Source organism: Mitsuaria sp. CC2, from assembly GCF_048957715.1.
In the GTDB taxonomy this organism is placed as follows: Bacteria; Pseudomonadota; Gammaproteobacteria; order Burkholderiales; family Burkholderiaceae_C; genus Roseateles.
Window position 1 is genome coordinate 13729 of record NZ_JARVXN010000040.1, and the last position, 24557, is coordinate 38285.

Sequence of the window (24557 nt, forward strand, 5' to 3'; positions counted from 1 at the left end):
GCCCACCGACACCGCGGCCCGCAGAGGCCCACAGGAGACACGCATGACCCAGACTTCCACGACCCGCCGCCGCCTGCTGGGCGCCGCCGCCCTGGCCTCCCTGTCCGCCGCGGGCGCGGGGATCGCGCCGTCGGCGTTCGCGCAGGCCGCATGGCCGAGCCGGCCCGTGGTCATCGTCGTGCCCTTCCCGGCCGGCGGCGGCACCGACGCCTTCGCGCGACCGCTGACGGCCGTGCTGACCAAGCAGACCGGCAAGCAGTTCATCATCGACAACAAGGGCGGCGCCGGCGGCACCGTCGGCGCGACCCTCGCGTCCAAGGCCGCGCCGGACGGCTACACCTTCTTCATGGGCGCCGTGCACCACGCGATCGCGCCGGCGATGTATCCCAAGCTCGAGTACAAGCTGGAGGAGGACTTCGTCCCCGTCGCGCTGGTTTCCAGCGTGCCGCAGGTGATCGTGATCAACCCGGCGAAGGTGCAGGCCACCGATGTGAAGGGCCTGCTCGACTTCCTGAAGAAGAACCCCGGCAAGCTGAACTACGGCTCGGCGGGCAACGGCACCTCGCACCACCTCGCGGGCGAACTCTTCAAGCTGCAGACGCAGACCTTCATCACCCACATCCCCTACCGCGGCGCCGGCCCGGCGCTGCAGGACCTGATGGCGGGCCAGGTGGATCTGATGTTCGACGGCCTGGGCTCGTCGGCGGCGCACATCCGCGGCGGACGCATCAAGGCGCTGGCGGTGGCCTCGTCCAAGCGCGCGCCGGGCTTCCCGGACATCCCGAGCGCCGCGGAGGCCGGCATCCCGCAGTACCAGGTCTCCACGTGGTACGGGCTGTGGGCGCCGAAGGGCACGCCGAAGGAAGTGATCGCCGCGATGCAGGCGGAGCTGCGCAAGGCCTATGCGACCGAGGAGCTGAAGAACATCTGGACCGGCCTGGGCACCGACATGCCCACGCTCTACGGCGACGCCTTCGGCAAGTTCGTGCACGGCGAGGTGGTGCGCTGGGCCGACGTGGTCAAGCGCAGCGGTGCGAAACTGGATTGATGAACACCGTGAACGCCAACCTGTTCGCCGCGCTGCGCGCGAATTTCTCCGACGACCTGGACGCCTGCGCGATCGAGCTGGCCGACGGCCCCGACGCCGGACAGCGCTACAGCTGGCGCGACATCGACCGCGCCACGGCGATGATCGCCAACCTGCTGGACTCGCTGGACCTGCCCGCGGGCAGCCGCGTCGCGGTGCAGACGGAGAAGAGCGTCGAGGCGCTGCTGCTGTACCTCGCGGTGCTGCGCGCCGGCTACGTCTACCTGCCGCTGAACACGGCCTACCAGGCCGCCGAGCTGGCGTACTTCATCGACAACGCGGAGCCGGCCGTCGTCGTCTGCGCGGGGAAGAACTTCGGCTGGATCAGCAAGCTGGCGTTCCAGGCCAAGGTGCCGTGGGTGTTCACACTGAACGAGGACCGCAGCGGCACGCTGCTGGACCGCGCGGTGCAGATGCCCGACACGCACCAGACGGCGGAGAAGACCGCCGATGAACTGGCGGCGATCCTTTACACGAGCGGCACGACCGGTCGCAGCAAGGGCGCGATGCTGAGTCACGGCAACCTGCTGTCCAACGCCGAGGTGCTCAAGCACCACTGGGGCTGGCAGGCGGACGATGTGCTGATCCACGCGCTGCCGATCTTCCATGTGCACGGGCTGTTCGTCGCATCGCATGGGGCCTTGCTGTCGGGCGCGAAGATGCTGTGGTTCAACCGCTTCGATCCTCGCGGCGTGATCGCGCGGCTGCCGGACGCGACGCTGTTCATGGGCGTGCCGACGCTGTACGTGCGGCTGCTGGAACAGGCCGCGCTGACCCGGGAGGCCTGCGCGCGGATGCGCCTGTTCATCAGCGGTTCCGCGCCGCTGCTGATCGAGACCTTCCACGAATGGCAGCGTCGCACCGGGTTCACCATCCGCGAGCGCTACGGCATGAGCGAGACAGTGATGCTGACCTCGAATCCGTACAAGCCCGAGGACGGCGAACGCCGCGGCGGCACGGTCGGTCGTCCGCTGCCGGGCGTGGGGCTGCGCATCGTCGACGACGCGGGCGCGCCCTGCCCCAGCACCGGCGACGGCGAGATCGGCCACCTCCAGGTGAGCGGACCCAACGTGTTCTCGGGCTACTGGCGCATGCCGGAGAAGACGAAGGAGGAATTCACCGCCGACGGCTGGTTCAAGACCGGCGACGTGGGCCGGCGCGACGACCGGGGCTACGTGACGATCGTGGGGCGGAGCAAGGACCTGATCATCACCGGCGGCTACAACGTGTACCCGGCGGAGATCGAAGGCTGGCTCAACGAGTTGCCCGGCGTGGCGGAGTCGGCCGTGGTCGGCGTGCCGCATCCGGACTTCGGCGAGGGCGTGATCGCCGTGGTGGTGCCGCGATCCGGCGCCGCGCTGGACGGCGCGACGCTGATCGCGGCGCTGAAGGACCGCATCGCCGGCTTCAAGGTTCCGAAGCGGGTCTTCGTCGAGACCGAGCTGCCGCGCAACGCGATGGGCAAGGTGCAGAAGAACCTGCTGCGCGAGCGGCATCGGGGGCTGTTCGCCTGAGCATCGCCGACAATCCGTCGTCATGAGCACGCCGACGCCGCTCCCCGCCGACACGGTCAGCACCATCAACACCGCCTGCCCGCGTTGCGGCGGCGGGTTCCATTGCGGCGTCGACGACGGCTGGTGCGCCTGCTTCGGCACGCGGCTGGGCGAGGGCCTCAAGCGCGAACTCGCCGCCCGCTGGAGCGACCAGTGCCTGTGCCTGCGCTGCCTGACCGAGCTGGCCCGCGACGATCCGGACAGCCACGTGCCGGACCCGCCGAACAACCCGCCCGTGCCCCCGTTGTTAGGCGTTTGAAGGCGTACCTGGCACGGCCACAATCCGACCGATGCCCCCCTCCCCATTCAGCCAGTCGGTCGCGGAGCGCCTCCAGGTGAGACGCCTGGTGGTCTTCGGCCCGTTCCTGGCGCTGGGGCTGGTGCTGGTCGTGCTGTGGGCGCTGGTGCTGTGGTTCGCGCTGCTCTATCCGAAATCGCTGGTCGCGGACCTGCAGGACGACCTGCACAGCATCGCGCTCAACGCGGCGCAGGACACCGAGCAGTTGCTGCGCGAGACCGAAGGCAGCCTGCGCACGCTGGACCTGCTGCTGCTCACGCGCAGGAACGAGCGCCAGGACCTCGACGCCACCGTGTCGCTGCTGGCCGATTCGATGCGCGACAACTCGCGCGGGATCACCGACGTGATGCTGGCCAGCGCCGACGGCCGCCTGTGGCGCATCCCGTCGGTCACCGGCGAGCCCTATGTCGACCTCGGCCCGAAGAGCTTCCTGTCCGAACTCGGCCGTCCCGGCGGACCGAGCGTCGTCCTCGGCACGCCGATCCGGCTGCGGCCGGGCGCCCACTTCGTGCTGCCGATGGCCACGCGCCTGAGCGCGCCGACCGGCGCGTTCACCGCGACGGTCGGCTTCATCGACCTCGACACCCTGCTGCGCGTGTACCGCACGCGATCGATGCGCTCGGGCATGGCCGTGCTGCTGGAACGCGACGATGGCGTCGCCATGGCGCGCTGGCCCGAAGTCCCGGGCCTGGTCGGCACCAACATGCGACAGGTCCCCGGCGGCGAGGTGCTGCCGCCGAGCCCGCCGGCCAGCGGCCAGTTCATGGTGACGAAAAGCCCGGCCGACGGGCGCGACCGCATCGTTTCCTACCGCGTGCTGCAGGACTACCCGCTGCGCCTGTTCGTGTCCTTCGAGCGCGACCGCATCCTCGCCGGTTATCTGCAGCAGCGGCGCGCGGTGCTGGGTTTCTCGCTGGTGGTCACGGCGATAGCGGTCGGGCTCATGGCCTGGTTCACACGGCTGCAGCATCGCGCGCGGCTGCGCGAGGCGGAACGCGAGGCCACCGCCGACGCGTCGCCGATGGGCCTCTTCCGCTGCGACCTCCTGGGCCGCACCGTGTATGCCAACGAGACCTACCTGCACCTGCTGGAGGTCGATCGCCAGACGCTCGCCTGGGGCTGGCTGGACCGGCTGCCGGCGTCTGAACGCGAGCTGACGCGCGAGCAGTGGGCCGCGCTGGTGGCCATGGGCGAGCCGGTGGACCGCGTGCGGCAACTGACGCGCCGCGACGGGACGGAGATGCTGGTGCGGCTGCGCATGCGGCCCATGCGGCTGGCCGGACGCATCGTCGCGCACGCGGGCACGATCGCCGACATCAGCGTGGAGCTTGCGGCCCGACGCGAGCGCGAACGCAGCCAGGCCGTCATGAGCGCGATGGCGCAGAGCGTCAACGTGATGATGCTGGCCGTCGACACCGACGAACGCGTGCTGTTCTGCAACAAGGCCTTCGAGCGGCGCTTCGACATCCCCGAAAACTCCTGGCACGGCCGCCAGGCGGCGGACGTGTTCGACGACCTGTACGCGGCCGTGCATCCGCTGATCCTTCGCGCCTTCGCGGGCGAGACCAGCGTGGTCGAGATGCGCGACGACGCCGGCATCAGCCCACCGATGCCGCCGGACGGCGGCGAGCGCGGCGATCGCGGCGGAACGCGCTACGTCGAACTGACCTATGCGCCGCTGATCACCGACGACGGCGCCATCATCGGCGCCTACGGCGTCGCGCGCGACGTCACCGACGTCAAGCAGGAACAGATGCGGCTGCTGCGCGCCTCCAACACGGACCCCCTCACCGAACTGCTCAACCGCGCGGGCTTCGCGTCGCAGGTCAACGCCGCGCTCGGCCGGGCCACCGACCGCGACGAACTGGTGGCGCTGCTGTACCTCGATCTGGACCGCTTCAAGCCCGTCAACGACGAGTACGGCCACCCGGTCGGCGATGCGCTGCTGAAGGCCGTCTCCGGGCGCCTGCGCCATGCGCTGCGTCCCCAAGACCTGGTCGCGCGCATCGGCGGCGATGAGTTCGCCGTGTTCCTCACCCATGTCGCCAGACCCGTCGACGCGCAGGTCGTCGCGGACAAGCTGGTGCACGCGCTGACCATGCCGTTCCGCATCGGTGCGCTCGAACTGCACATCGGCAGCAGCGTCGGGTTCTGCGTCCAGTGGGCCAGGGAAGCCGATATCGACGAGCTCGTCACGCAGGCGGATGAACAGCTCTATCGCGCGAAGCGGGCGGGCCGCGGGCGGTCGAGCGGCAGCCTGTGCGCGGAGCGAAAGAAACCGGTCAGTTGACGCCGAAAGGTCTCGGCATCGGCGGCCCCTGCTTCACACGCATCAGCGTCATCTGCAGCACCTTGGCATCGGCGCTGGCGCGATGGCGGCGCAGTTGGGCCTCGGCACGGACTTCCTGCTGCACGGCGTGCCAGCGCTGAGCCTCGTCTTCGCTGAGCAGGCGGCGCAGGTCCTCGATCCGGAATCGCGGCAGACGCCCGACGCTGTCGAAGAGCTTGCTCATCCACGGATAGTCATGCCCCCAGCTGTCCGAGTAAACCGTCTGGCCGGCCAGGCGCTTGTTCAGTTCGTCGACGACCCATTCACGCGGGCGACCGTGGCGCAGCAGCAGCTCCCTGGTGATGCCGTGCAAGGCCTCGGCGCCCTCATCCCAATGTTCCCAGTCGGGCGCGGGCTGGATCAATGAGCAGAACGGCAACCCGCCCGCTTCGACGAAGCCGATCTCGATCGGGTAGCTGCCACGCCCGAATCCGGAAGCCTCGAGGTCGAGGATGGTCGGCGCAACGACCGGGGCGGCGGCAGGCAGGACGGCAACGCTCATGGGCGCGAGTATGCAAGCGCCGGGCCAGCCGCGGGGACTCCCCCTCCTCAGATCAGGGGACGGCGGGCGTGGCGGAATGCAGGGACGCCGGCGTCGCTGGAGCGCCAGCCGCCGAGGCGGACTGGGCCGCCGGCTTGGGCGGCAGTCCCGCCGCGTCGCCGTCGCCGCTGTCGCCACGATCGCGCCCCTGGCGACGCTGGAGTTCATGCCAGCCGTCCAGGCCGCCGTCCAGCGCCAGCACGCGCGGGTGGCCGCGCTTGAGCAGCTCGTGCGCGCCCTGGATGGCCGAAACCTCGTTCGGGCAGTTGCAATAGAGGACCAGCAGCCGGTCGTCGGGCAACTGCCCGGCGTATTCGGGCAGGCGCGTCAGCGGGATGTTGAGCGCGCCCGGCAGGGTGCGCGGATCCGCGGCGCGGCCAGGATCGCTGCGGACGTCGATGAAGAGCGGCGCCATGTCCTGCTCGACGAGCGCGGCGGCGTCCTCGACGCTGATGCGCTCGACCTCGCCCTGCAGCTTCGCCAGCTGGCGACGACGCCGCCAGCGGTTGCCGATCAGGGCCAGCAGCACGGCGAGGATCGCGGCGACCGCGTAGAGGCCGGCGTTGGAGAGGAAGTCCAGGACATCCTGGATCTGGTCGCTGAAGATGAGGCCGAGGCCCAGGAAACACGCGGTCCAGACGAGGCCGGCGACGGCGTCGTAGGCAACGAAGCGGCGCCAGCCCATGCCGAGCGCGCCGGCCATCGGCGCGGCGACGACGGAGATGCCGGGCAGGAATTTCGCGGCCAGCAGGGAGCTGCCTCCCCAGCGCGCGATGAGGCTCTCGCTCTGACGGACGCAGACGTCGGGCGAGAGCGAGACGCGGCACAGCAGCCGCAGCACGCGGTGACCGTAGCTGCGGCCGGCGATGAACCAGATGGCGTCGCCCAGCACGTTGGCCAGCACCGCGGCGATGACCAGCGACAACGCCGACAGACGCCCCGCCGCAGCCAGGCCGCCGGCGACCACCAGCAGCGGCGCCGCGGGCACGGGCGCGCCGATGCGCGCGGCCAGCGTCACGAGGAAGACGAGCAGGAAGTCGTGTTGGATCAGCAGGTCGATCAGGGCGCGCATGCCGCGCATTGTCGCGGCTGCGGAGGACACCCGTCGGCGGTGGGGCGATTCGACGGCGTCATTTGAAGCGCCGCGCTCGGGATCCCCGGGACCTCAGGACACCAGCCGGCGCGCTTTCGGTCGCGCGACGAAGGCGAATTGCACCCATTTGGTCTCCTCGAGCTGGCGCCCGAAGAGGCGGAAGGCCAGCCGGCGCCTGATGGACGCGGTATACCACTGCTCGTTGATGCCCTGGACGCTGAGCACCTCGTAGCTGCATTCCTCGAACATGCGCAGCGCGCTGGTGCGGGTGAAGAAGCGCAGATGGGTCCGGTCCCGGACGCCGCAAGGCTCATATCGGAAGTCGCGGTCGTGGACCAGCGGCCAGATCGTGTCCAGGTGCAGGAGGTTGGGCAGCGAGACCAGCACGACGCCGCCCGGCGCCAGCAATGGCGCGGCATGGTTCAGCGCGGCCCAGGGATCGGGCATGTGCTCCAGCACGTCATTGAAGGCGATGACGTCGAAATGGGCCTCGGGCAATGGCAGGGACGGACCGAAGAATCCCTGCATCACGCGGTCCAGATGCAGGGCGGCGCGCTCCGCGGCGCCCGCGTCGGGCTCTACGCCCCAGACCTCGGTGCCGGGGCGCGTCTGCTTGACGGCCTCGCCGAAGGCGCCCGTGTTGCAGCCGACGTCCAGCACGCGCTGGCAGACCGGCGGGAGGAAAGCCAGCATTTCGCGGCGCGCCAGATGCGGATAGTCGACGCGGGCCAGGGGACTGGCGGGACGGGTAGCCGGCATGGCGCGCTCCTCGGACTCCGGCGCGAGCACCGCTCCGGTGCACGAAGCATAGTCAGGCGCGGTCCGCCACGACATCCTTCTCTTTCGGGACAGGGAAGTCCCGGCGGCGTCGCGTCGGAACGACGCCGGGCACGACGCTCAGAACGACGTCCAGTCGTCATCCCCGGCCAGCACCGGCTCGGCCGCCTGCCTCGCGGGCGCGGCGGACGGCCGGACCACGTGCAGGTCCGGCGTCGGCGCCGAATGCCGGCGAGGCGTGGGCGTGGCGGCGACCACGCGCACGTTCGGACGCGACACGGCCGGCACGGCCCCCGTCGCAGGACTGCGCGGGGCGGACGCGGTGTGGACCGGAATGGCGCGCGGCGCCGTGATTGGCGACGACGCGAACGACGCGGGCCGGGAAACCGGAGCGGCGGTCGAGGTCTTCGCAGACGGCGAGGAGCGCCCGTCGTCGGCAATGCGGAAGACCGAGACCGCGCCGACCATGTCGGCGGCCTGCTGCTTCATGCTGTCCGCGGCGGCGGCGCTTTCCTCGACCAGCGAGGCGTTCTGCTGCGTGGCGCGGTCCATCTGCGTGATGGCCTCGCCGACCTGCGTGACGCCGGAACTCTGTTCGACGCTGGCGGCGCTGATCTCGCCGACGATGTCGGACACGCGGCGGATCGCGCCGACGACCTCGGTCATCGTCGCGCCGGCCTGGTCGACCAGACCGGTGCCCTGCTCGACGCGGGCGACGCTGTCGCCGATGAGCTGCTTGATCTCCTTGGCGGCGCCGGCGGAACGGCTGGCCAGGCTGCGCACCTCGGAGGCCACGACGGCGAAGCCGCGGCCCTGCTCGCCGGCGCGCGCCGCTTCGACGGCCGCGTTCAGGGCGAGGATGTTGGTCTGGAAGGCGATGCCGTCGATGACGCCGATGATGTCGGAGATGCGGCGGCTGCTGTCGTTGATGCCGCGCATCGTCTCGACGACCCGGCCGACGACCTCGCCGCCGCGCATGGCGACTTCGCTGGCGTTGAGCGCCAGCTGGTTGGCCTGCTGGGCGTTGTCGGCGTTCTGGCGCACGGTGGCGCTGAGTTCCTCCATCGAGGCGGCGGTCTCCTCGATCGCCGAGGCCTGCTCCTCGGTGCGGGCCGACAGGTCGTTGTTGCCCTGGGCGATCTGGGCGCTGGCCATGGCGATCTGGTCAGCCGAACCGCGCACCTGAGCGATCAGCGTGACCAGCTGGGTCTGCATCACGCCCATGGACGCGAGCACGCTGTCGGCCGGCGCCGTGGCGGCGCCTTCGACCGGACGCAGGTCGCCGTCGGCGATGCGGTGGGCGGCGTCGGCGAGTTCGGCCGGTTCGGTGCCGAGCGCCTTCATCAGTCGGCGCGTGATCATCCAGCCGAGGCCGATCGCCATGCCGACGGCGGCCAGGCTGATCAGCGTCATCCACCAGCGCTGCGCTTGGTACTGGGCGGAGGACGCCGCGGCCACCTCGTCTCCGGCCTTGGCGGCGTAGTCGACATATTCCCGCGCCGCCGTCAGCAGCGACGCAAGCAACGGTCTGCAATCGCGGGTCATGGACTCGATCGCCTCGTCGTGCTTGCCGGCAGCCGCCAGCTCGACGATACGCGCGGCCACCGGACCGTACTTGGCTTCGACCTCGACGATGCGAGCCAGCAGTTCGCGCTCGCGCGGCGTGGCATCCGGCGCAGCGGCGACGGCCTCCCGCAGCTTCTGCAAATGCTCGCCGAGCGCCAGATGCGCGTCCACTGCCATCTTCTTCGACGCCTCCAGGTCGGCCCGCTCTTTCACGATGACCATGTCGCGCACGCCGATGGCGCGACGATTGGCATCGATGCGGACGTCCACGGCCATCGACTCGCGTTCGTCGATGCCCTTGACGAAACCGCTGAAGCGGGCATCTGCGGCGGCGAGGTCGCGCAGCGCGACAACGCTGACCAGCACCACCGCCGCGACCAGCGCGGCGAAGGCGAACATCAGCTGCTTCTTGACCGAAAGCGCATTCATGACCAGTCCCTGGAAAACGTCGAAACAGCCGAAATGCTACTTTTGAAAGTGGCAACTCGAATGTGTCACTCCGGCCTCGCCGTGATGCAGTGCGGAATCGGGTTTCCTCTCCCCCGCGTTCGCGGGGAGGAGCACCGTGACGGGGATCACGGCTCGCGGGCATCCTCGATGGAACCTGGGGACCAGCGGCCCATCGGTTCATGACAGGCGTGTGTCGGAAGGCGCTCCGGAGGCACCCTGCTCGGGCGGTGCCGCCCGAGGCGCGGGCCTCCTAGCATCGCGTGAATTTTTCACACGAGACACTTCACGCCATGGTCCCCCTTGCGCCTCCCCGCTCCCCCTCCGACCGCCGCCGCGTGCCGATGTTCCGGCTGAGCGGATTGGCGCTCGCCGCGCTGCTGCTGCAGTCAGGATCGGCGGGCGCCGCCTCCTTCGACCTCTGCGGCGCGTTCACCGCGGCGCAGACGCTGGGCAGCGGCAGCGGCCAGACCGGTGCGTTGTGCGCGACCGGCACGCTGGCGGTAGGCGGCTCGACGGTCGCGGTGACGGTCAGCGGCCACAACGCGACGCTCACCAACCTCGGCCGCATCGAGCAGACGGGGACGGGTCGCGTGATCCGCGACAACACCGGCGTGCAGAACCTGGTCATCGTCAACGGCAGCGCGAGCAACAGCACCGCGCTGATGCGCGCGCAGGACGCTGACCTGATCCAGATGAACAAGTCGCCCGCCAGCGTCACGCTGACCAACTGGGGCAGCATGATCTCGACGAACGCCTCGGGCGGCGGCAACCAGGTCATCGACTTCAACGCGATCGGCTCGGGCAGCAACGTCGTGAACAACCAGGCAGGCGCACTGATCCTGTCCTACGAGGCGGACGCGATCCGTCCCGGCGTCAACGGCATCGTCAACAACGCCGGCACCATCCGCTCGATCACCACGACGGGTTCCAGCAGCGACGGCATCGACTTCCAGGCCAACGCCGGCATCACCTTCAACAACCTGTCGGGCGGCCTGCTCGAGGGCGGCCGCCACGGCGTGACCGGCGGCCCGGAAACGGCCATCGTCTGGACCGGCACGATCAACAACGCGGCCGGCGCGACGATCCGCGGCATGAACGGCGCCGGTCTGAACTTCGACGGCTTCAACGCCCTGCAGGTGATCACGGTCCGCAACGCCGGACTGATCACCGGCAACGGCGTCACCGGGGACGGCGACGGTGTCGACGTCGACGGCCCCATCGACCTCGTCAACAGCGGCACGATCCGCTCGATCAACGCGTTCTCGCCGTCGGGCAGCGGACTCGCGTTCAGCGAAGGCATTTCCGCCGGCGGCGGCACGATCCGAAACACGGGCCTCATCGAAGGCCTGGTCGCGGCTGGCAACAGCAACGCGGCAGGCCGCGGGATCTCGCTGGTCGGCAACGACATCACCAGCGGCCCGAACGCCGGCCAGCGCGAGGCGCTTGATGCAAACGCCACGGTCATCAACGGCGCCGGCGGCGTGATCCGCGGCGACAGCGATTCGGCAATCTACATCGGCGGCCTGGGCGGCAGCGGCAAGCTGGTCCGCATCGAGAACCAGACCGGCGGGGCCATCGTCGGGGGCGGGACCGCGGCGGCGATCCGCTCGGCCTCGGACTACGACACGACGGTGGTCAATGCCGGCCGCATCGACGGCAGCGCGAGCGGCCTGGCCATCGACCTGGGCGCCGGCCGCAGCACGCTGGTGGTCAGCGGCGGCCAGGCGGTGATCCTCGGCGACGTGCGCGGCGCCAGCGGGGCGGGTTCGGCGACGGTGCGTTTCGAGGTGGGCAACGGCAACCAGTTCAGCTATGCCGGCGCGTTCAGCAACGTCAACCAGATGCAGGTTGAGAGCGGCCGCATCGTGCTGACAGGCCAGAGCCAGCACATCGGTACCGTCACGCTGGACGGCGGCGTGCTCGAGCTGCAAGGCGACCAGCGCCTGGGCGCGGCCCGCGCGCTCGAAATGAACGGCGGCACGCTCAAGCTCTCCGGCGGGAGCCAGAGTTTCGCCAGCCTGTCGCTGCTGGGGAGCGGCGCGTTCGAACTCGACGGCGCGGGGCTCACCTTCGCCTCGGTGGGCAGCGTGGTGGCGGGGAGCGTGCTGACCGTGACGCAACTCGGCGCCGGCTACGCGCTCCGCTTCGCCGGCGACCTGTCGCAGGATGCGAGTTTCCTGAACCTCGTTGCCGCCACCAAGGTCAACGGCCTGACGGCGACCTACAGCTTCAGCAACGGCTTCACGATGCTGAGCGCGGTCCCGGAACCGTCGACCTACGCGCTGCTGATCGCCGGCATCGCGGTGCTGGGATGGCGCCTGCGCAAGCGCGCCACCCCCTTCTGAGACCACCGGTCTTACTCCCTCTCCCGCACCGCGGGAAAAGGTGGGGGTGAGGGCCAGCGGCGCTGGCCGTCAGCGCCTTCCTGCGCCTGCCCAGACCCCGGCGGCCCTTCACCGCATCGCCACCGGCGCCCAGAAGATGTAGTCCGCCTGATAGTCGACGACCTGCTTCTGCCCCACGCCGGCGGCGTCGCACATCGTCTGCGGCGCGACGCCGCCCTTGGTGGCCACGCGCTGGATGTGGCTGACGCCCTGCATGGCGCCCATGCCCATGGCTGGGTTGGCCTTCACCAGCTGCAGCGGGATGCTGCCCGCTGCGGCCGGTGCCACCGCGACCTGCGTGCCGGTCACCTTGGAGCCATCCTTGGCTTCCCAGGTGGCGGGCGGACCGTAGTATTTCCCGACCATGGTGCCGCGCCGGTCGTTCAAGGCCGCGTCCGGGCCGACGAACACCCATTCGAACTGGCCCGCCATGTCCTTCTTCGCGCGGCACTCGTAGGTGATCTTGCCGACGCCGACGGTCTCCAGGGACACCTTGTGCCCGTCCGGCACCTGGACGGCGGCGGGCAGGCCGGCCTGGGAGAACACCGGGGCGTTCGAGCCCGACGGACCGGACATGGCGCAGGCGCCCAGCAGCGCCACGGGCGCCAACAGGGCAAGGACGGACTTCGAGCGGGGGGACATCGGGGTCATCGCAACTCCTCAGGGTTTGGCGGTGAGGCCGAAGTGCCTCACCGGAACGCTGTACGCAAACGCCGTCTTAACGGATTCATTTCCGGCGAAAAAGGTTCGCGCGCGGGTCTGCGCTACGATCAGCCGATAGACCGTGAGCCTGTCATCCCGAAGTCTTCGCTTCGCTCTCCTGTCGGAAGCCGTGCAAGTCCTCGCCTTGATTGCCTGGCGAATCTGTTCGCTCCGCATGTCGCGGGGTGAGATCGGAGGAGGAGCACCATGCCTGTCCCACAAACCCTCGACGAGCTCCGCGCTTCGTTGCGGCAGAGTGTCGATGCGCTCCAACGGCGTCAGGCCAACGAGATTCCGGAAAAGCTGATCGACCGTCTGGTCGACCTGGACTGGCTGGAATGGCATGGCGGCGGCCTTCGATTGACCACCACCGGGACCAACGTCCACCGCCAGGAACTGGCCCGGATTCGCGCAATGGCGGAAACGTCAGGCTCATCGATCACCCCCAACCTATCGGAGGCCGATATCGCTACCCCCAACTACTCATACGAAAAACGCCAACGCGAGCTGGCCAAGAAAAAGAAGAAGGAAGAGAAGGCCCAGCGCAAGGCCAGCGGTGCGGGCTCGGACGCGCCGTCGGACGATGTGGACAACACCGCCGGCACCGTCGGCGAAGCCGCCCCGGCGGAGGACAAGGCCCCCGGTCAGGCCTGAGGTCTCGCAGGACGGCCCGGCGAGACGCCTGGCGCCGTCCCCGACGGGGCGGTCACCCGCACTGCCCCACGAACCCGCACGCGGTGCAGAACTCGCACCCGTCGCGGTGGATGAGCGTGGCGTTGCCGCACTCGGGACATTTCTTGCCGGCCATGGCCACGATGCCGCCGGCTTCCGAGGCGGCGCGCGCCGCCCCTCCCGCCGCACCCGCGGCCTTCAACGGCGCCTGCTGCATCAGTCCCATGTCGACGAGCGGATAACCGCTCTCGTCCAGCACGCCCAGCATCGCGTAGCGGTGGATGACCAGGCGCGCGACATAAGCGACCGTCGACGGCCACACCTGCTGCCGTCTTTCCCCTGACAGCGTCGGCACCGGCGCCATGAAATGGCCCAGCGGTTCGCCGACGTTGAGCAGCTTGCGCAGCTTCATGCCGATCCAGCCCGGGTCGAGCACCCGCATGTCCAGCGACAGCAGCCGTGCCAGCCCGTCCAGCGCCTTCGGATAATTGCCGGAGAAGCCCATCGCGCACGGCCGCGTGACGGTGCCGCCGTCGGGCGTGGGCAGGCTGACTTCCTTGAGCGTCAACGTGAACAGCTCGCCGGTGGCGGGGTTGTCGACGTCGACCGCCCACGCGAGCGTGCCGGCCGTGCCGGTGCGCGGCTCCTCCCGCGAGAACATCGCGTCGAGCACCGGCGTGGGGCCGCCCTCCTGCAGCGCGCCGAGCTGCTCGCAGCGCCAGCGGATCACGGCCGCGGTCGCCGCGACCACGCCCGGGAACAGCCGCGGCTCGCCCAGCGGCGGCATCGGCATTTCAAACGCGCGTTCCTCCGCGACCGTCGCCAGCGCGTCCAGCTTCAGCCGCAGCCAGGCCGCGTCGTTGGCGCGCAGGTCCATGGACAAGGTCTTCGCCAGCGCGCCGAGGCCGCGCGGCTGCTCCGCGCCGTTGACCCAGACCTCGAACGGCAAGGTGCGGCCGAAGAGCCCCGCATCCGGCCCCTCGGCCGGCAACTCGCCGACGAAGAGCGCGAAGTCGCCATGCGGGTGGCGGATCATGGTGGACCACGCGGGATTGCCCCCGGGCATCTCGGGCCGGCTCGGCCAGCGCAGCGAGGCGAGCACGGGCTTGGGCAGACGCTCGACGCGCAGCCGCTGGTTGGGGCCGATGTCGGCCTTCAGCGGCTCGGGCTTGGCGATCGGCTCCACGCTGAGCACCGCGCCGAGCACGCTGTTCGGACGGTAGGTCGCAAGGCCCTTGAGCCCGCTCTTCCAGGCCAGGCGATAGAGGTCCTGGAAGTCGGCGTAGGGATAGTCCGCCGGCACGTTGACGGTCTTGGAGATCGACGTGTCGACGTACGGCGCGACGGCCGCAACCATGGCCTCGTGGTCCGACGCCTGCAATTCGAGCGCGGTGACGAAGGCGTCTGTCAACGGCGCGTCGGCGCCGAACAGATGCCGGTAGAGCCGCCAGGCGTGGTCCTCGACGGCGTACTCCTTGAAGGCGTTGTCGGGCATCCGCTTCCTGCGGGTGTAGCTCCACGAGAACGCGGGCTCGATGCCGTTGCTGGCGTTGTCGGCGAAGGCCAGCGAGATGGTGCCGGTCGGCGCGATCGACAGCAGGTGCGAATTGCGCAGACCCTGCGCGCGGATCTTGTCCTTCAGCCACGGCGGCAGCCGCGAGGCGAAGTTGCCGCCCGACAGATAGAGATCGGCGTTGAAGAGCGGGAACGCACCCCGCTCGATCGCGAGGTCGGAGGAGGCCTCATAGGCGGCGTCGCGCATGATCTCGCTGATGCGGCGCGCCATCGCGCGGGCGGGCTCGCCGTCGTAGCGCCGGCCCAGCATCACCAGCGTGTCGCCGAGGCCGGTGAAGCCCAGCCCCACGCGCCGCTTGTTGGCGGCCTCGCGCGCCTGCTGCGGCAGCGGCCACGGCGTCACGTCGAGCACGTTGTCGAGCATGCGGGTCGCGGTCTTGCAGATGTCGGCGAACCCGGCCTCGTCGAACGAGGCCTTCGCCACAAACGCATCCTTGACGAAGACCGTCAGGTCGATCGAACCGAGGCAGCAGCAGCCGTAGGAGGGGAGCGGCTGCTCGGCGCAGTTGTGGACCATCAGGCCGTTGGCGTCGAACGCATGCACGTGCTCGACCGTCACGTCATAGACTGGCTCGACGCCATCGAGCTCGACCGAAGCGACCGTCGCCACGAAACGCTCGCGATTGGGCGCGCGCTTCTGTGAAGCCAGACGCTGCGCCAGCCGTTCGGCTTTCGCCGTGTCCGCAAAGCCGATGCGCTCCGCAAAGACCTGAAGGTTGTCGCGTGCGACGACCAGATCGTGGACAGGCGGGTGGGGATACTCCCGTTGTCCGCCCTTTCCGTCCGGAAGGACGCGCATCCCCGCGAGCCTCCGGTTGGTGTCGATCGTGCTCACGATGCCAAGCCGCTGCAGCATTCGCTGCACGGCTTGAAGCGTGCCCAGGTTGGACTGGGTCAGGCGCACGCTGACGCCCTTCTCCTGCGTTCCTTGTACTGAACCATCAGCGTCAAACAGGCCGCGCAGGAATGCAGTTTGAAACGCCGACGACGCCCGTTCCATGGCGGGGGTGATCTGCTTGCCCCCAGGGCCACATCGCATGCCAAGCTCAAAAGCCAGATCGCGGAGGGGCGCAGACGCCATGCGGATCTGACCTTGCGCGGCGATCGGGCGTTGCCAACCGCGGAAATCCGCGCGATGAGGCAAGGTAGCGATCGCCTCCGTGATTGCAGCAGCGATCCCTTCCGCCGAATGCGGCGGCGTCACGCCGTTGACCGCCTGATACAGCTCTGGTGCCCACACGGAAAGCACAGCCTTGGAATCCCTCAGCCACCCGTCCCCCAGCAACGCACCGATCAGGTATCCCTGCGCAGCCGTGTAGTCGCCGCCCCACCCTTCGAACGAGCGATGCTCGTGGAGGACGACCTCATCCCCCGGCTGCAACGCACCGGCCGCCACCCAATCGGTCTCGGTCACATAGCGAGAGCGCTTGAGGACTCTCCTCACGAGGTGGTTGTCGGTCAGTCGCAACGACTGCCCTTCCTTCATCTTCAGGCTCAGCACGGGCTTCGTCCCCGTCGGGAAGAACCCGGCTGACTCCGTCCGGTAGGCCTTGCCGTCAACCATCGCCAGGAACGGCGTCCCGATCAGGTCGCCGACCTGCCGCGGGCCGTCTCCCGTCAACACCCAGGTGTCGGCCGTCACGCACGGATTCGTCGCGCTGATCGACTCGCAGTAGTGCAGGTTGTTGTCCGCGTTGATCCGATCCAGGAACAGCACCCCCGGCTCGGCGTGGTCGTAGGTGGAGCGCATGACCTGGTCCCACAGCTTGCGGGCACGCATCCGGCGATAGATCCACAGTCCGTCCGCCCGCTGCGTCGCGCCGGCCGCGCGCTGCTTGTCACCCGGCGCGGCCTTGTGAACGAGCTCGATGTCCGCGCCCGCCTCCACCGCCTCCATGAACGCGTCGGTCACGCCGACCGAGATGTTGAAGTTCTTCAGATCGCCCTGGTCCTTGGCGTGGATGAACTCCTCGATGTCCGGGTGGTCGCAGCGCAGCACCCCCATCTGCGCGCCGCGACGCGAGCCGGCCGATTCCACCGTCTCGCAGCTGCGGTCGAAGACCCGCATGTAGCTCACCGGTCCCGACGCGCTCGACTGCGTCGACTTCACGTACGCGCCCTTGGGCCGGATCCGGGAGAAGTCATAACCGACCCCGCCGCCGCGCCGCATCGTCTCCGCCGCCTCGGTCAGCGCGGTGTAGATGCCAGGGTGGCCGTCCTCCTCCTCCGCGATCGCATCGCCCACCGGCTGCACGAAGCAGTTGATGAGGGTGGCCGACAAGCCCGTCCCCGCCGCCGATGCGATCCGCCCCGCCGGCACGAAACCGCGCCGCTGCGCTTCCAGGAACTTCGCCTCCCAGTGCGCACGCTGTTCCGGCGACTCCGCGGCGGCCAGCGCCCTGGCCACCCGCGCGCGGACTTCCTCCAGGCTGCGCTCGCCGCCCTTGGCGTATTTCTCCAGCAGCACCTCGGCGCTGATGTCCTGCGGCGGCAGCGTCTCGGCGCTCGCCTGCAGCGGCAGCTGCGTCGATACCGCCTGAGCGGCCGCAGGCAGGGTCGGGGGAACAGTCGGGGGCACGGTCGGCTGGGTCATGCAGGGGTCTCCATCAACATCGACATCCACGAGCTCGGACCATCCTAGTCCCGCCCCTCCCCGGACCCTGTCCCCAATCCACGAAAGCGTCATGGCGTCGACACGCCGTCGTCATCCGTGTCGCCCTTCGCCCGGCCCTCGCCCGGTCCTCGCAGCCGTCCCGAACCGCTCCTCCCCTCGTCACCAATCCGTCGTCGGCGTGACCACCGGTAAGCGCGCACTTGCAGCGCACACACCGTTTGATGCGAGTGCAACGGCGTTTCCCCGGGTTGTTCCCGTGGTTTGGTCGTATAGCGGACGCTATTCTTTTCCGTTATGACTGTAGACAAGGTCTTGCGATCCAGCCCCGGCACCCTGGGCGATCTGGAACAAGGCTGCGCCGAGGCCCGCCGTCTCATCCTGGACGGCCAACTCGATGCAGCCCGTACCCGCTTGGACGAGCTGCGCAAGACCCACGGCGACGACCACGCGCCCATGCAGGAAACCTTCAGCGCCCTGGCCGAAGCGCAAGGCGACTTCGGCATCGCCCTCGCCCACTTCAAGCGCTTCCACGTGCTGGCGATCGAGTCCGGCGCGTCCTCCCCGCTGGCCTCGCGCGATCAACTGCTCGCGCGGCTGGTCGAGCGCCAGCAGCAGAACTCCCCCGACATGGCCTGGTGCCTGGTCGCGCTCGGCGCGTCACGGGCGCCGGCGGGCGCGTTGCCCCACATGCTGCGTCAGCAGTGCCGCGCGCAGGACGTGCTGGCGCTCGGACAGGGCGAGGCGATGCTCATGCTGCTGCACGACGTCGACCTGCCCACCGGCCGCAAGGTCTGTGAGCGCTTCCGCGCCGTGTGGTTGCAGCAGCAGCCGACCGCCGGTCCGCTCAGCATGGGCCTCACGGCCTGGCGCGGCCCGGGCGACACCGGCAGCGGCCTGCTCGGCCGAGCCGAGCAGGCGCTCTCGCGCAGCCAGCGCGAAGGCGCGCCGCTGCGCACCGGCTGAACTCAGAAGGGATTGATCGACTTCTCGCGGCGGTAGTGGACGTAGCCCACGCTGGCGCCCGCGCGAAGTCCCACGCCGAGGCGGATCGGCGCCAGCGTGATGCCGTTGGCGCGCTGGTAGTTCACGCCGGCGCCGCCGATGTAGTACAGGCTGCCGTCCACGCCCGGGAAGCGGCGGTAGATCGCGCTGGCCTTCGGCAGCTTGTAGACCAGGGTGAAGACCTTGGATGCGTTGCCGCCGACGTCGAAGCCCACCGACGGCCCCGCCCAGTAGACCTTGCCGCCGCCGCCGCGCTTCATGATCAGCTGGCCGTCGCCGTAGCGCAGGCCCACCGTCACCGCGCCGCTGGCTTCCTGGCCCTTGATGTAGGCGTTCGGCCGGCCCTGATCCTTGAAGGCCTTCTCGATCACCTTGGCCAGGCCTTCGGTCGTTTCGCCAAAGAAGTCGGTCGCCTCCTTCAGCACCGAATCCTCGTCGTAGGTGTCGTCCTCGTTGTCCGCGGCCAACGCCGGCAGCACGGCCAGGCCGGGCGGCAGCACCAGCCCCGCGGCGGCATAACGGCCCAGCCGCCCCAGCGCGTCGCGACGCGTCCGCAGGGACGGCGCCTCGCTGAGATCGATCAATCCCTCGGTCGCCTCGGTCGGCATGTCATGACGGTCCATGTGAATCTCCGGGTAAGTCTGGATGGCGCAGGTTCCGGGAGCGCGCGCGCCGGGCCAGGTCGGACGGCAAAAAGAGTGCCCGCCCTGCGAACCGATGGATGCTACCCGCCGCCGTGACAAACGGTGTGCGCAGCGCCGCGGCGCACCGATACACTCCTCTTTCTCGCCGTCCGGAGGGACCGGGTTCCCGGTCAGGGAACGCGGAACAAGGCACGGCGATGCATGCGAACAGCAGTCGTGACAAGAGTGCATCAAGGAGGACATGCAGTGAGTGATCTGCCCCGTCTGGCGCGCGCGCTGGAATACCTGGACATGGCGTCCGCCCTCTACGTTGGCGGCGGCGCGGACCATTCCGCCCAACTGCTGGCGGCCGCCGGCGAGCGCCTGCTGGGCGACCTCGCGCGGCTGATCCAGTCCCCCGAGCACGGCCATGAAGTCCAGCAGCTGCTGGGCCGTCTCACGCAGGCGAACACGCCCTCGCAGGTGCCGGAAGTGTCCGGCCACAACCCATCCCGCCAGCTTCAGGCGATGCTGTCGCGCGCCGAGTCGCCCGAATCGACCGAACTCCGTCAGGCCACCTCCGCGCTGCTGCGCGCCTCGTGGTACCTGCTCGAGACCATGGGCCTGGAACCGCTGGCGCCCTCGCGCCTGCATCAGGCGATCGAGAAGAGCACCATCTACGCCGAGCTCTGAGCGCGGCCACACGCCCGGGTCATTCGCCCGCCCCCTACGCCCGCCCCACACGCGACGACACCATGAGCGCCGAACGCCGTCACTTCTCCCGCATCGCCTTCGCCGGCCCGGCGCAGCTGGTGACGGTCGAGCAACGCCTGCCGGTGCAGGTGCTGGACCTGTCGCTCAAGGGCGCGCTGCTGCTGCTGCCGCCCGGCTCGGGCGTCGAAGCCGGCGCGCTGTGCCTGCTGGACCTGCCGCTGGCGCCGCACGACGGCCGCATCACGATGGCCGCGCAGCTGGCGCACGTGGAAGGCGATCGCGCCGGGCTGCTCTGCCTGGGCATCGACATCGAGAGCATCACCCACCTGCGCCGCGTCATCGAGTTGAACCTCGGCGACGCGACGCTGGTCGAGCGTGACCTCAAGGCGCTCGTCGCGTCCTGACGCGCTCTGTCCGTCCGCCGATCACTCGGCGATGAATTTCCTCAGCACCGCGAAGGCGGCAACCGGATCGTCGCGCCACGCGCCGTGCCCGACGCCCGGGAAGCGCGCCAGCTGACGCCATTGCGGCGGCAGCGCGTCGTGGATCTCCAGCGCGTCCTCCAGCGGACAGACCGGGTCGTCCTCGCCGACCATCACCAGCACCGGACACGCCGCCTTCTCCAGCCCCTTCAGGAGGCCCAGGTCCTGCTTCTCGCCGCTGACGAAGTGCAGCAGGATGTCCAGGTTCACGAGCGTGCGGCCGCCCGCCTCGGGATCGGCCGCCGGCTGCGTGTTGTAGAGGTGGCGCACGCCGGACCAGTAGGCCTCGAAGGTCTCGCGGGTCGGGCGGCTCCAGAAGGCCTCCGCCAGCGCGCGGGCCGCGGGACCGCCGCGCCGCTCGAAGGCGTCGAGCTTGCGCGCCAGGCCCATGTGGTGCGAGGTGCTGGACAGGATCACTTTCGAGGCATGCCCTGGATGCCGCGCGATGTAGCGCTGCGCCACGAACCCGCCGAAGGACTGCCCCAGCACGATCGGCTTCTCGATCCCCAGCGCGTCGCACAGGCGCACGATGTCGTCGGCCCACACGTCCAGCGTCCACTCGGACGACGGCCGCGGATCGCTGCGACCGTGACCGCGGTGGTCGTAGTAGACGATCTGCGCCAGGTCCGCCAGCTGGCTGAACGCCGGCTTGAACGCCGCATGGTCGAAGCCCGGCCCGCCGTGCATGCAGATCAGCGTCGGCTTCTCCCGCATCCGTGCCCCGTCCGGCACCAGGCCGGGTCCCTCGACGTCCACGAACAGGCGTGCGCCGTTTCCGATGTTGATCTTCATGGGGGGCAAGTATGCCGTTGGTCGTTGGTCCGGCGAGGGACGGACTCGTCCCGCCCAGTCCCGCTTCGTCGCACGCGCTGGCACGGCCCCCGGGAGGCGGACAGAATCCGGCCCATGTCCGATGCCGCGTTCCCCTCCCCACCCGGCGCCGCGCCCGCCGACGGCGCGCCCGCGCCTCGGCGCTCGGCGCGCGACGCCGCGCTGCAGCTCTTCAATCTGCGCATGATCGCGGCCTGCTTCTTCTTCTGCCTCGCGATGGCGGGCGCGCGGTCGCTGACCTGGCTGGCGCAGGACGACAGCGTCGCCGGCTGGCTCATGGAATGGCTGCGCTTCACCCGCCAGACGCTGCTGACGGCACTGAGCGTGCTGGGCGCCCTCGCGCTGGCGGAAGCGCTGCTCGCACGTACCGCGTGGCGCTGGCCGCTCGCCGTACGCGCCGTCGCGGTGGCCGCCGGCGCCACCGTCGGCACCCTGCTGCGCTACAAGGTCGCGAACCTCGGCGACCCCGAGGCGCCGTTGCACTGGGACTGGCTGGCCTCCACGATGGCGCTGTGGCTGGTGCTGGGCGGCTTCTTCGCCGCGCTGCTGCACGGCGTGCGCGAGGAACGCAGCGCCCAGGCCCGGCTCGCCGAGCTGGCCCGCCAGCACGACACGCTGCAGGCGCAGCAGCTGGAAGCCCAGTTCTCCGCGCTCAACGCGCAGATCGAGCCGCATTTCCTCTTCAACACGCTGGCCAACGTGAAACGCCTCTACGAGACCGCGCCCGAGCGCGGCCGCGACATGATGGGCAGCCTGATCGCCTACCTGCGCGCGGCGCTGCCGAGCATGCGCCAGGGCATGTCCACCCTGGGCCAGGAACTGGAACTGGCGCGCAGCTACCTGACCATCCTGCAGATGCGCATGGGCGAGCGGCTGCGCTTCGACATCGAGGCCGACGCCGCGCTCTTTGCCACGCCGCTGCCGCCGATGGTGCTGCCGACGCTGGTGGAGAACGCCATCAAGCACGGCCTGTCCCCGCTGCCCGAGGGCGGCCGCATCGACATCTCCGCCCGGCGCGAGCCCGGCGGCCCGGGCCTGGTGCTGGAGGTGCGCGACACCGGCCAGGGTTTCGCCGCCAGCGGCGGCAGCGGCGTGGGCCTGGCCAACACGCGCGCGCGGCTGATGGCGATGTTCGGTCGCCAGGCCGGGCTGGAGCTGGAGGCGGCCGAGCCGCGCGGCGTCGTGGCGCGGGTGCGCGTGCCGCTGGGCGGCGGGGGCGCGAGGGGCGGACCCGCGGATCCCGCGATGAGCCCGGGCGCCACGACCACCATGACCGCCTCGAGCACGCCGGGCGCCTCGAGCCGCACGTCGACGAGCCCCGCCGGAGCAGGCTCATGAGCGTGCGCGAACCCGTCGCCCACCTGTGGCACTCCTGGCGCTCGCTGCGCCGCGAGGAGCTGTCCTGGTTCCTGCTGATCGGCGTGTTCTACGGGCTGGTCGACGCGTCGTCGATCTTCTACGTCATGGACGACGCGCGCTGGCCGTCGGCGCTCGCCAACCAGATGCTGACGCCGCTGCTGGTGGCGGCGGTGATCCTGTTCACCTGGCTGCCGGCGTCGCGCAGTGCGCCGGAGAACCGCTGGCGCATCGCTCGCCTGAGCGCGGCCGTGCTCATCGGCGCGGTGCTGGCCAAGCTGCTCTACGACCAGCTGATGCCGCTGCTGCACCTGCCCTCGATCGCCCAGCTGGCGCGCGACCGCAAGTGCGAGTCGCCCTGTCAGCCCATCGGCTGGCTCAACTTCATCGGCGAGTGCCTGTCCATCTGCATCACCGCCAGCCTGTCCGTGGCCTGGTATGAACTGGTCATGCGCCGCCGCAGGACCCGCGCCCGCCTGGAAGCGCTGCTGCGCGAGCAGAGCACGATGCAGCGCGACGCGGTCGCCGCGCGGCTGGCCGCGCTGCAGGCGCAGGTGGAGCCGCAATTCCTGTTCGACACGCTGGTGGACATCGAGCGCGCCTACGACCGTGCGGACCACGAGGCCCCGGAGCAGATGGAGCGGCTGATCCGCCACCTTCGGGTGGCCCTGCCCCGGCTGCGCGATCGCGGCGTGACGCTGGCCTCCGAGGCGGCCTTGCTGGACAGCTACCTCGCCGTGGTCGCGGGGCGCCACCGGCGGCTGCTGACCCTGTCGACGGACTGGTCCGCGTGGCTGGCCGCGCGGGCGCTGCCGCCGATGCTGCTGCTGCCGCTGGCGCAGCTGATGCTGCGCGACACCGCGCGGCTGCCGACCCAGGCCCGGTTGAGCGCGCAGGAATCGCCCGGTGGGGGCCTGCGCCTGCGCCTGTCGTTCGACCGCGGCGGACTGGGGGGCGAGGAAGCCGCCCTGCATGCCCTCGGCGAGCGGCTGGAGCGACTGGAGCGCGCGCCCGGCACGCCGCCGCCGCGGCTGCAGTGCCGAAGCAACGCCGACGACACCGAATTCACGCTGGAGCTGCCCGCATGACCCCGCACCCGACCGCCGTCGTCGCCGAGGACGAGGAGACGCTGCGTCACGAACTCGTCGAGCGGCTCTCGCAGCTCTGGCCGGAGCTGGACATCCTCGGCGAGGCCGCCGACGGCGTGCAGGCGCTGCGCCTGCTGCACGAGGTCAAGCCCGACGTGCTGTTCCTGGACATCGAGATGCCGGGCGCCACCGGCCTGGACGTGGCCCGGCAGGTGCAGGGACGCTCCCATGTCGTGTTCGTCACCGCGTACGACCAGTACGCGGTCGCCGCCTTCGACGAGGGCGCGGTGGACTACCTGCTCAAGCCGCTGGAGCCGGCGCGGCTGTTCACCGCGATCCAGCGCATCAAGCAGCGCCTGTCAGGCCCGCCCGCCGATCTCAGCGCCGTGCTGAGCCAGCTCGGCGCGCAGGCCGGCGGCACCACGAAGCGGCAGTACCTGCGCTGGATCAACGCGTCGGTCGGGCAGACGCTCAAGCTGATCACGGTCGACGAGGTGCTCTATTTCCAGTCCGACAGCAAGTACACGCGCGTGGCCACGCGCCAGGGCGAAGCGCTGATCCGCAAGCCCCTCAAGGAGCTCGTCGAGGAACTGGATCCGCAGCAGTTCTGGCAGATCCACCGCTCGACGCTGGTCAACGCGGCGGCGGTTGCCGGCGTCTCGCGCGACTTCCGCGGCCGCATGCAGGTCAAGCTCAAGGAAAGCGAGGACGCGTTGATCGTCGCGGAGAGCTACACCCACCTGTTCCGGCAGATGTGATGTCGCGCACATGACCGCTCTGGCACTGAGCGGCTCCCACAATCGTCGCCAAACGACGGGAG

General features: G+C 70.0%; 20 protein-coding genes. 12 read left to right on the top strand and 8 right to left on the bottom strand.

The features are described 5' to 3' along the window. The first annotated feature begins 43 nt into the window (after nt 1-43). From PV762_RS25470 to PV762_RS25485, 4 genes are read left to right on the top strand one after another with little or no spacing between them, the layout of a single operon-like run. A complete protein-coding gene (locus PV762_RS25470; RefSeq protein ID WP_421037802.1) occupies nt 44-1048 on the top strand; it encodes a Bug family tripartite tricarboxylate transporter substrate binding protein in 1005 nt (334 codons plus the stop codon). Then, the gene (locus PV762_RS25475; RefSeq protein ID WP_421037803.1) at nt 1048-2601 is read left to right on the top strand and encodes a malonate--CoA ligase; all 1554 of its coding nucleotides are present in this window, start codon (nt 1048-1050) and stop codon (nt 2599-2601) included. The genes PV762_RS25470 and PV762_RS25475 overlap by 1 nt, the downstream gene beginning before the upstream one ends. 22 nt (nt 2602-2623) lie before the next feature. Next, nucleotides 2624-2899: a cysteine-rich CWC family protein gene (locus tag PV762_RS25480; protein ID WP_421037804.1), complete on the top strand. Its 276-nt coding sequence runs from the start codon at nt 2624-2626 to the stop codon at nt 2897-2899. 31 nt (nt 2900-2930) lie between these two features. Next, a complete protein-coding gene (locus PV762_RS25485; RefSeq protein WP_421037805.1) occupies nt 2931-5228 on the top strand; it encodes a diguanylate cyclase domain-containing protein in 2298 nt (765 codons plus the stop codon). Here the strand turns inward: PV762_RS25485 and PV762_RS25490 are convergent. The 4 genes from PV762_RS25490 to PV762_RS25505 all read right to left on the bottom strand — a co-directional run bounded on the left by PV762_RS25490 (nt 5221) and on the right by PV762_RS25505 (nt 9673). After that, entirely contained in the window at nt 5221-5769 is a 549-nt protein-coding gene (locus PV762_RS25490) for a hypothetical protein (protein WP_421037806.1), read from the bottom strand. The two genes, PV762_RS25485 and PV762_RS25490, sit on opposite strands and share 8 nt — an antisense overlap. 52 nt (nt 5770-5821) lie before the next feature. Beyond that, a complete protein-coding gene (locus PV762_RS25495; protein WP_421037807.1) occupies nt 5822-6880 on the bottom strand; it encodes a VTT domain-containing protein in 1059 nt (352 codons plus the stop codon). Between the two features lie 93 nt (nt 6881-6973). Continuing rightward, a complete protein-coding gene (locus tag PV762_RS25500; protein WP_421037808.1) occupies nt 6974-7660 on the bottom strand; it encodes a class I SAM-dependent methyltransferase in 687 nt (228 codons plus the stop codon). Nucleotides 7661-7798: 138 nt separating this feature from the next. Continuing rightward, nucleotides 7799-9673 carry a methyl-accepting chemotaxis protein gene (locus PV762_RS25505; protein ID WP_421037809.1) on the bottom strand — a complete coding sequence of 625 codons (1875 nt, stop codon included), beginning with the start codon at nt 9671-9673 and terminating at the stop codon, nt 7799-7801. Nucleotides 9674-9984: 311 nt separating this feature from the next. Between PV762_RS25505 and PV762_RS25510 the strand changes: the two genes are divergently transcribed. After that, the gene (locus tag PV762_RS25510) at nt 9985-12039 is read left to right on the top strand and encodes a PEP-CTERM sorting domain-containing protein (RefSeq protein WP_421037810.1); all 2055 of its coding nucleotides are present in this window, start codon (nt 9985-9987) and stop codon (nt 12037-12039) included. 108 nt (nt 12040-12147) lie between these two features. Here the strand turns inward: PV762_RS25510 and PV762_RS25515 are convergent, their stop codons facing one another. Beyond that, nucleotides 12148-12729, bottom strand: a complete 582-nt coding sequence (locus tag PV762_RS25515) for a DUF3455 domain-containing protein (RefSeq protein WP_421037811.1) — start codon at nt 12727-12729, stop codon at nt 12148-12150. Nucleotides 12730-13245: 516 nt separating this feature from the next. Here PV762_RS25515 and PV762_RS25520 point away from each other — a divergent pair. Next, nucleotides 13246-13434 (top strand): hypothetical protein, encoded by a 189-nt coding sequence (locus PV762_RS25520; protein WP_421037840.1) that lies wholly within the window; start codon nt 13246-13248, stop codon nt 13432-13434. Nucleotides 13435-13486: 52 nt separating this feature from the next. Here PV762_RS25520 and PV762_RS25525 read toward each other — a convergent pair whose 3' ends face one another. Next, complete coding sequence (locus PV762_RS25525; RefSeq protein ID WP_421037812.1) at nt 13487-17620, bottom strand: LAGLIDADG family homing endonuclease; 4134 nt, start codon at nt 17618-17620, stop codon at nt 13487-13489. Nucleotides 17621-17953: 333 nt separating this feature from the next. On the opposite strand from PV762_RS25525, the gene PV762_RS25530 reads away from it, so the two are divergent. Next, nucleotides 17954-18604, top strand: coding sequence for a GGDEF domain-containing protein (locus PV762_RS25530; RefSeq protein WP_421037813.1), 651 nt, complete (start codon nt 17954-17956; stop codon nt 18602-18604). Nucleotides 18605-18606: 2 nt separating this feature from the next. On the opposite strand, the gene PV762_RS25535 is transcribed toward PV762_RS25530, so the two are convergent. Next, nucleotides 18607-19266: a DUF1134 domain-containing protein gene (locus PV762_RS25535; RefSeq protein ID WP_421037814.1), complete on the bottom strand. Its 660-nt coding sequence runs from the start codon at nt 19264-19266 to the stop codon at nt 18607-18609. A gap of 267 nt (nt 19267-19533) precedes the next feature. Here PV762_RS25535 and PV762_RS25540 point away from each other — a divergent pair, with 267 nt between their 5' ends. Both PV762_RS25540 and PV762_RS25545 read left to right on the top strand, forming a co-directional pair. Then, nucleotides 19534-19959 carry a hypothetical protein gene (locus tag PV762_RS25540; RefSeq protein WP_421037815.1) on the top strand — a complete coding sequence of 142 codons (426 nt, stop codon included), beginning with the start codon at nt 19534-19536 and terminating at the stop codon, nt 19957-19959. Nucleotides 19960-20021: 62 nt separating this feature from the next. Further along, nucleotides 20022-20384: a PilZ domain-containing protein gene (locus tag PV762_RS25545; RefSeq protein WP_421037816.1), complete on the top strand. Its 363-nt coding sequence runs from the start codon at nt 20022-20024 to the stop codon at nt 20382-20384. 21 nt (nt 20385-20405) lie between these two features. On the opposite strand, the gene PV762_RS25550 is transcribed toward PV762_RS25545, so the two are convergent. Next, on the bottom strand, nt 20406-21254 hold the full coding sequence (locus tag PV762_RS25550; protein WP_421037817.1) for an alpha/beta fold hydrolase: 849 nt from the start codon (nt 21252-21254) through the stop codon (nt 20406-20408). Between the two features lie 114 nt (nt 21255-21368). Between PV762_RS25550 and PV762_RS25555 the strand changes: the two genes are divergently transcribed. Genes PV762_RS25555 through PV762_RS25565 form a run of 3 tightly spaced genes read left to right on the top strand, consistent with a single transcriptional unit; the run spans nt 21369 to nt 24495 of the window. Beyond that, nucleotides 21369-22631, top strand: a complete 1263-nt coding sequence (locus PV762_RS25555) for a sensor histidine kinase (RefSeq protein WP_421037818.1) — start codon at nt 21369-21371, stop codon at nt 22629-22631. Next, complete coding sequence (locus PV762_RS25560; RefSeq protein WP_421037819.1) at nt 22628-23737, top strand: histidine kinase; 1110 nt, start codon at nt 22628-22630, stop codon at nt 23735-23737. The genes PV762_RS25555 and PV762_RS25560 overlap by 4 nt, the downstream gene beginning before the upstream one ends. Then, nucleotides 23734-24495, top strand: coding sequence for a LytR/AlgR family response regulator transcription factor (locus PV762_RS25565; protein ID WP_421037820.1), 762 nt, complete (start codon nt 23734-23736; stop codon nt 24493-24495). The genes PV762_RS25560 and PV762_RS25565 overlap by 4 nt, the downstream gene beginning before the upstream one ends. The last annotated feature ends 62 nt before the right edge of the window (nt 24496-24557 follow it).

Excerpts from the sequence above, each read along its gene's own strand:
- PV762_RS25560 (WP_421037819.1), top strand. The coding sequence starts at position 22,628 with ATGAGCGTGCGCGAACCCGTCGCCCACCTGTGGCACTCCTGGCGCTCG.
- PV762_RS25490 (WP_421037806.1), bottom strand. The coding sequence starts at position 5,769 with ATGAGCGTTGCCGTCCTGCCTGCCGCCGCCCCGGTCGTTGCGCCGACC.
- PV762_RS25485 (WP_421037805.1), top strand. The coding sequence starts at position 2,931 with ATGCCCCCCTCCCCATTCAGCCAGTCGGTCGCGGAGCGCCTCCAGGTG.
- PV762_RS25550 (WP_421037817.1), bottom strand. The coding sequence starts at position 21,254 with ATGAAGATCAACATCGGAAACGGCGCACGCCTGTTCGTGGACGTCGAG.
- PV762_RS25480 (WP_421037804.1), top strand. The coding sequence starts at position 2,624 with ATGAGCACGCCGACGCCGCTCCCCGCCGACACGGTCAGCACCATCAAC.
- PV762_RS25545 (WP_421037816.1), top strand. The coding sequence starts at position 20,022 with ATGAGCGCCGAACGCCGTCACTTCTCCCGCATCGCCTTCGCCGGCCCG.
- PV762_RS25525 (WP_421037812.1), bottom strand. The coding sequence starts at position 17,620 with ATGACCCAGCCGACCGTGCCCCCGACTGTTCCCCCGACCCTGCCTGCG.
- PV762_RS25565 (WP_421037820.1), top strand. The coding sequence starts at position 23,734 with ATGACCCCGCACCCGACCGCCGTCGTCGCCGAGGACGAGGAGACGCTG.
- PV762_RS25495 (WP_421037807.1), bottom strand. The coding sequence starts at position 6,880 with ATGCGCGCCCTGATCGACCTGCTGATCCAACACGACTTCCTGCTCGTC.
- PV762_RS25535 (WP_421037814.1), bottom strand. The coding sequence starts at position 19,266 with ATGGACCGTCATGACATGCCGACCGAGGCGACCGAGGGATTGATCGAT.
- PV762_RS25500 (WP_421037808.1), bottom strand. The coding sequence starts at position 7,660 with ATGCCGGCTACCCGTCCCGCCAGTCCCCTGGCCCGCGTCGACTATCCG.
- PV762_RS25470 (WP_421037802.1), top strand. The coding sequence starts at position 44 with ATGACCCAGACTTCCACGACCCGCCGCCGCCTGCTGGGCGCCGCCGCC.
- PV762_RS25505 (WP_421037809.1), bottom strand. The coding sequence starts at position 9,673 with ATGAATGCGCTTTCGGTCAAGAAGCAGCTGATGTTCGCCTTCGCCGCG.
- PV762_RS25510 (WP_421037810.1), top strand. The coding sequence starts at position 9,985 with ATGGTCCCCCTTGCGCCTCCCCGCTCCCCCTCCGACCGCCGCCGCGTG.
- PV762_RS25475 (WP_421037803.1), top strand. The coding sequence starts at position 1,048 with ATGAACACCGTGAACGCCAACCTGTTCGCCGCGCTGCGCGCGAATTTC.
- PV762_RS25555 (WP_421037818.1), top strand. The coding sequence starts at position 21,369 with ATGTCCGATGCCGCGTTCCCCTCCCCACCCGGCGCCGCGCCCGCCGAC.
- PV762_RS25515 (WP_421037811.1), bottom strand. The coding sequence starts at position 12,729 with ATGACCCCGATGTCCCCCCGCTCGAAGTCCGTCCTTGCCCTGTTGGCG.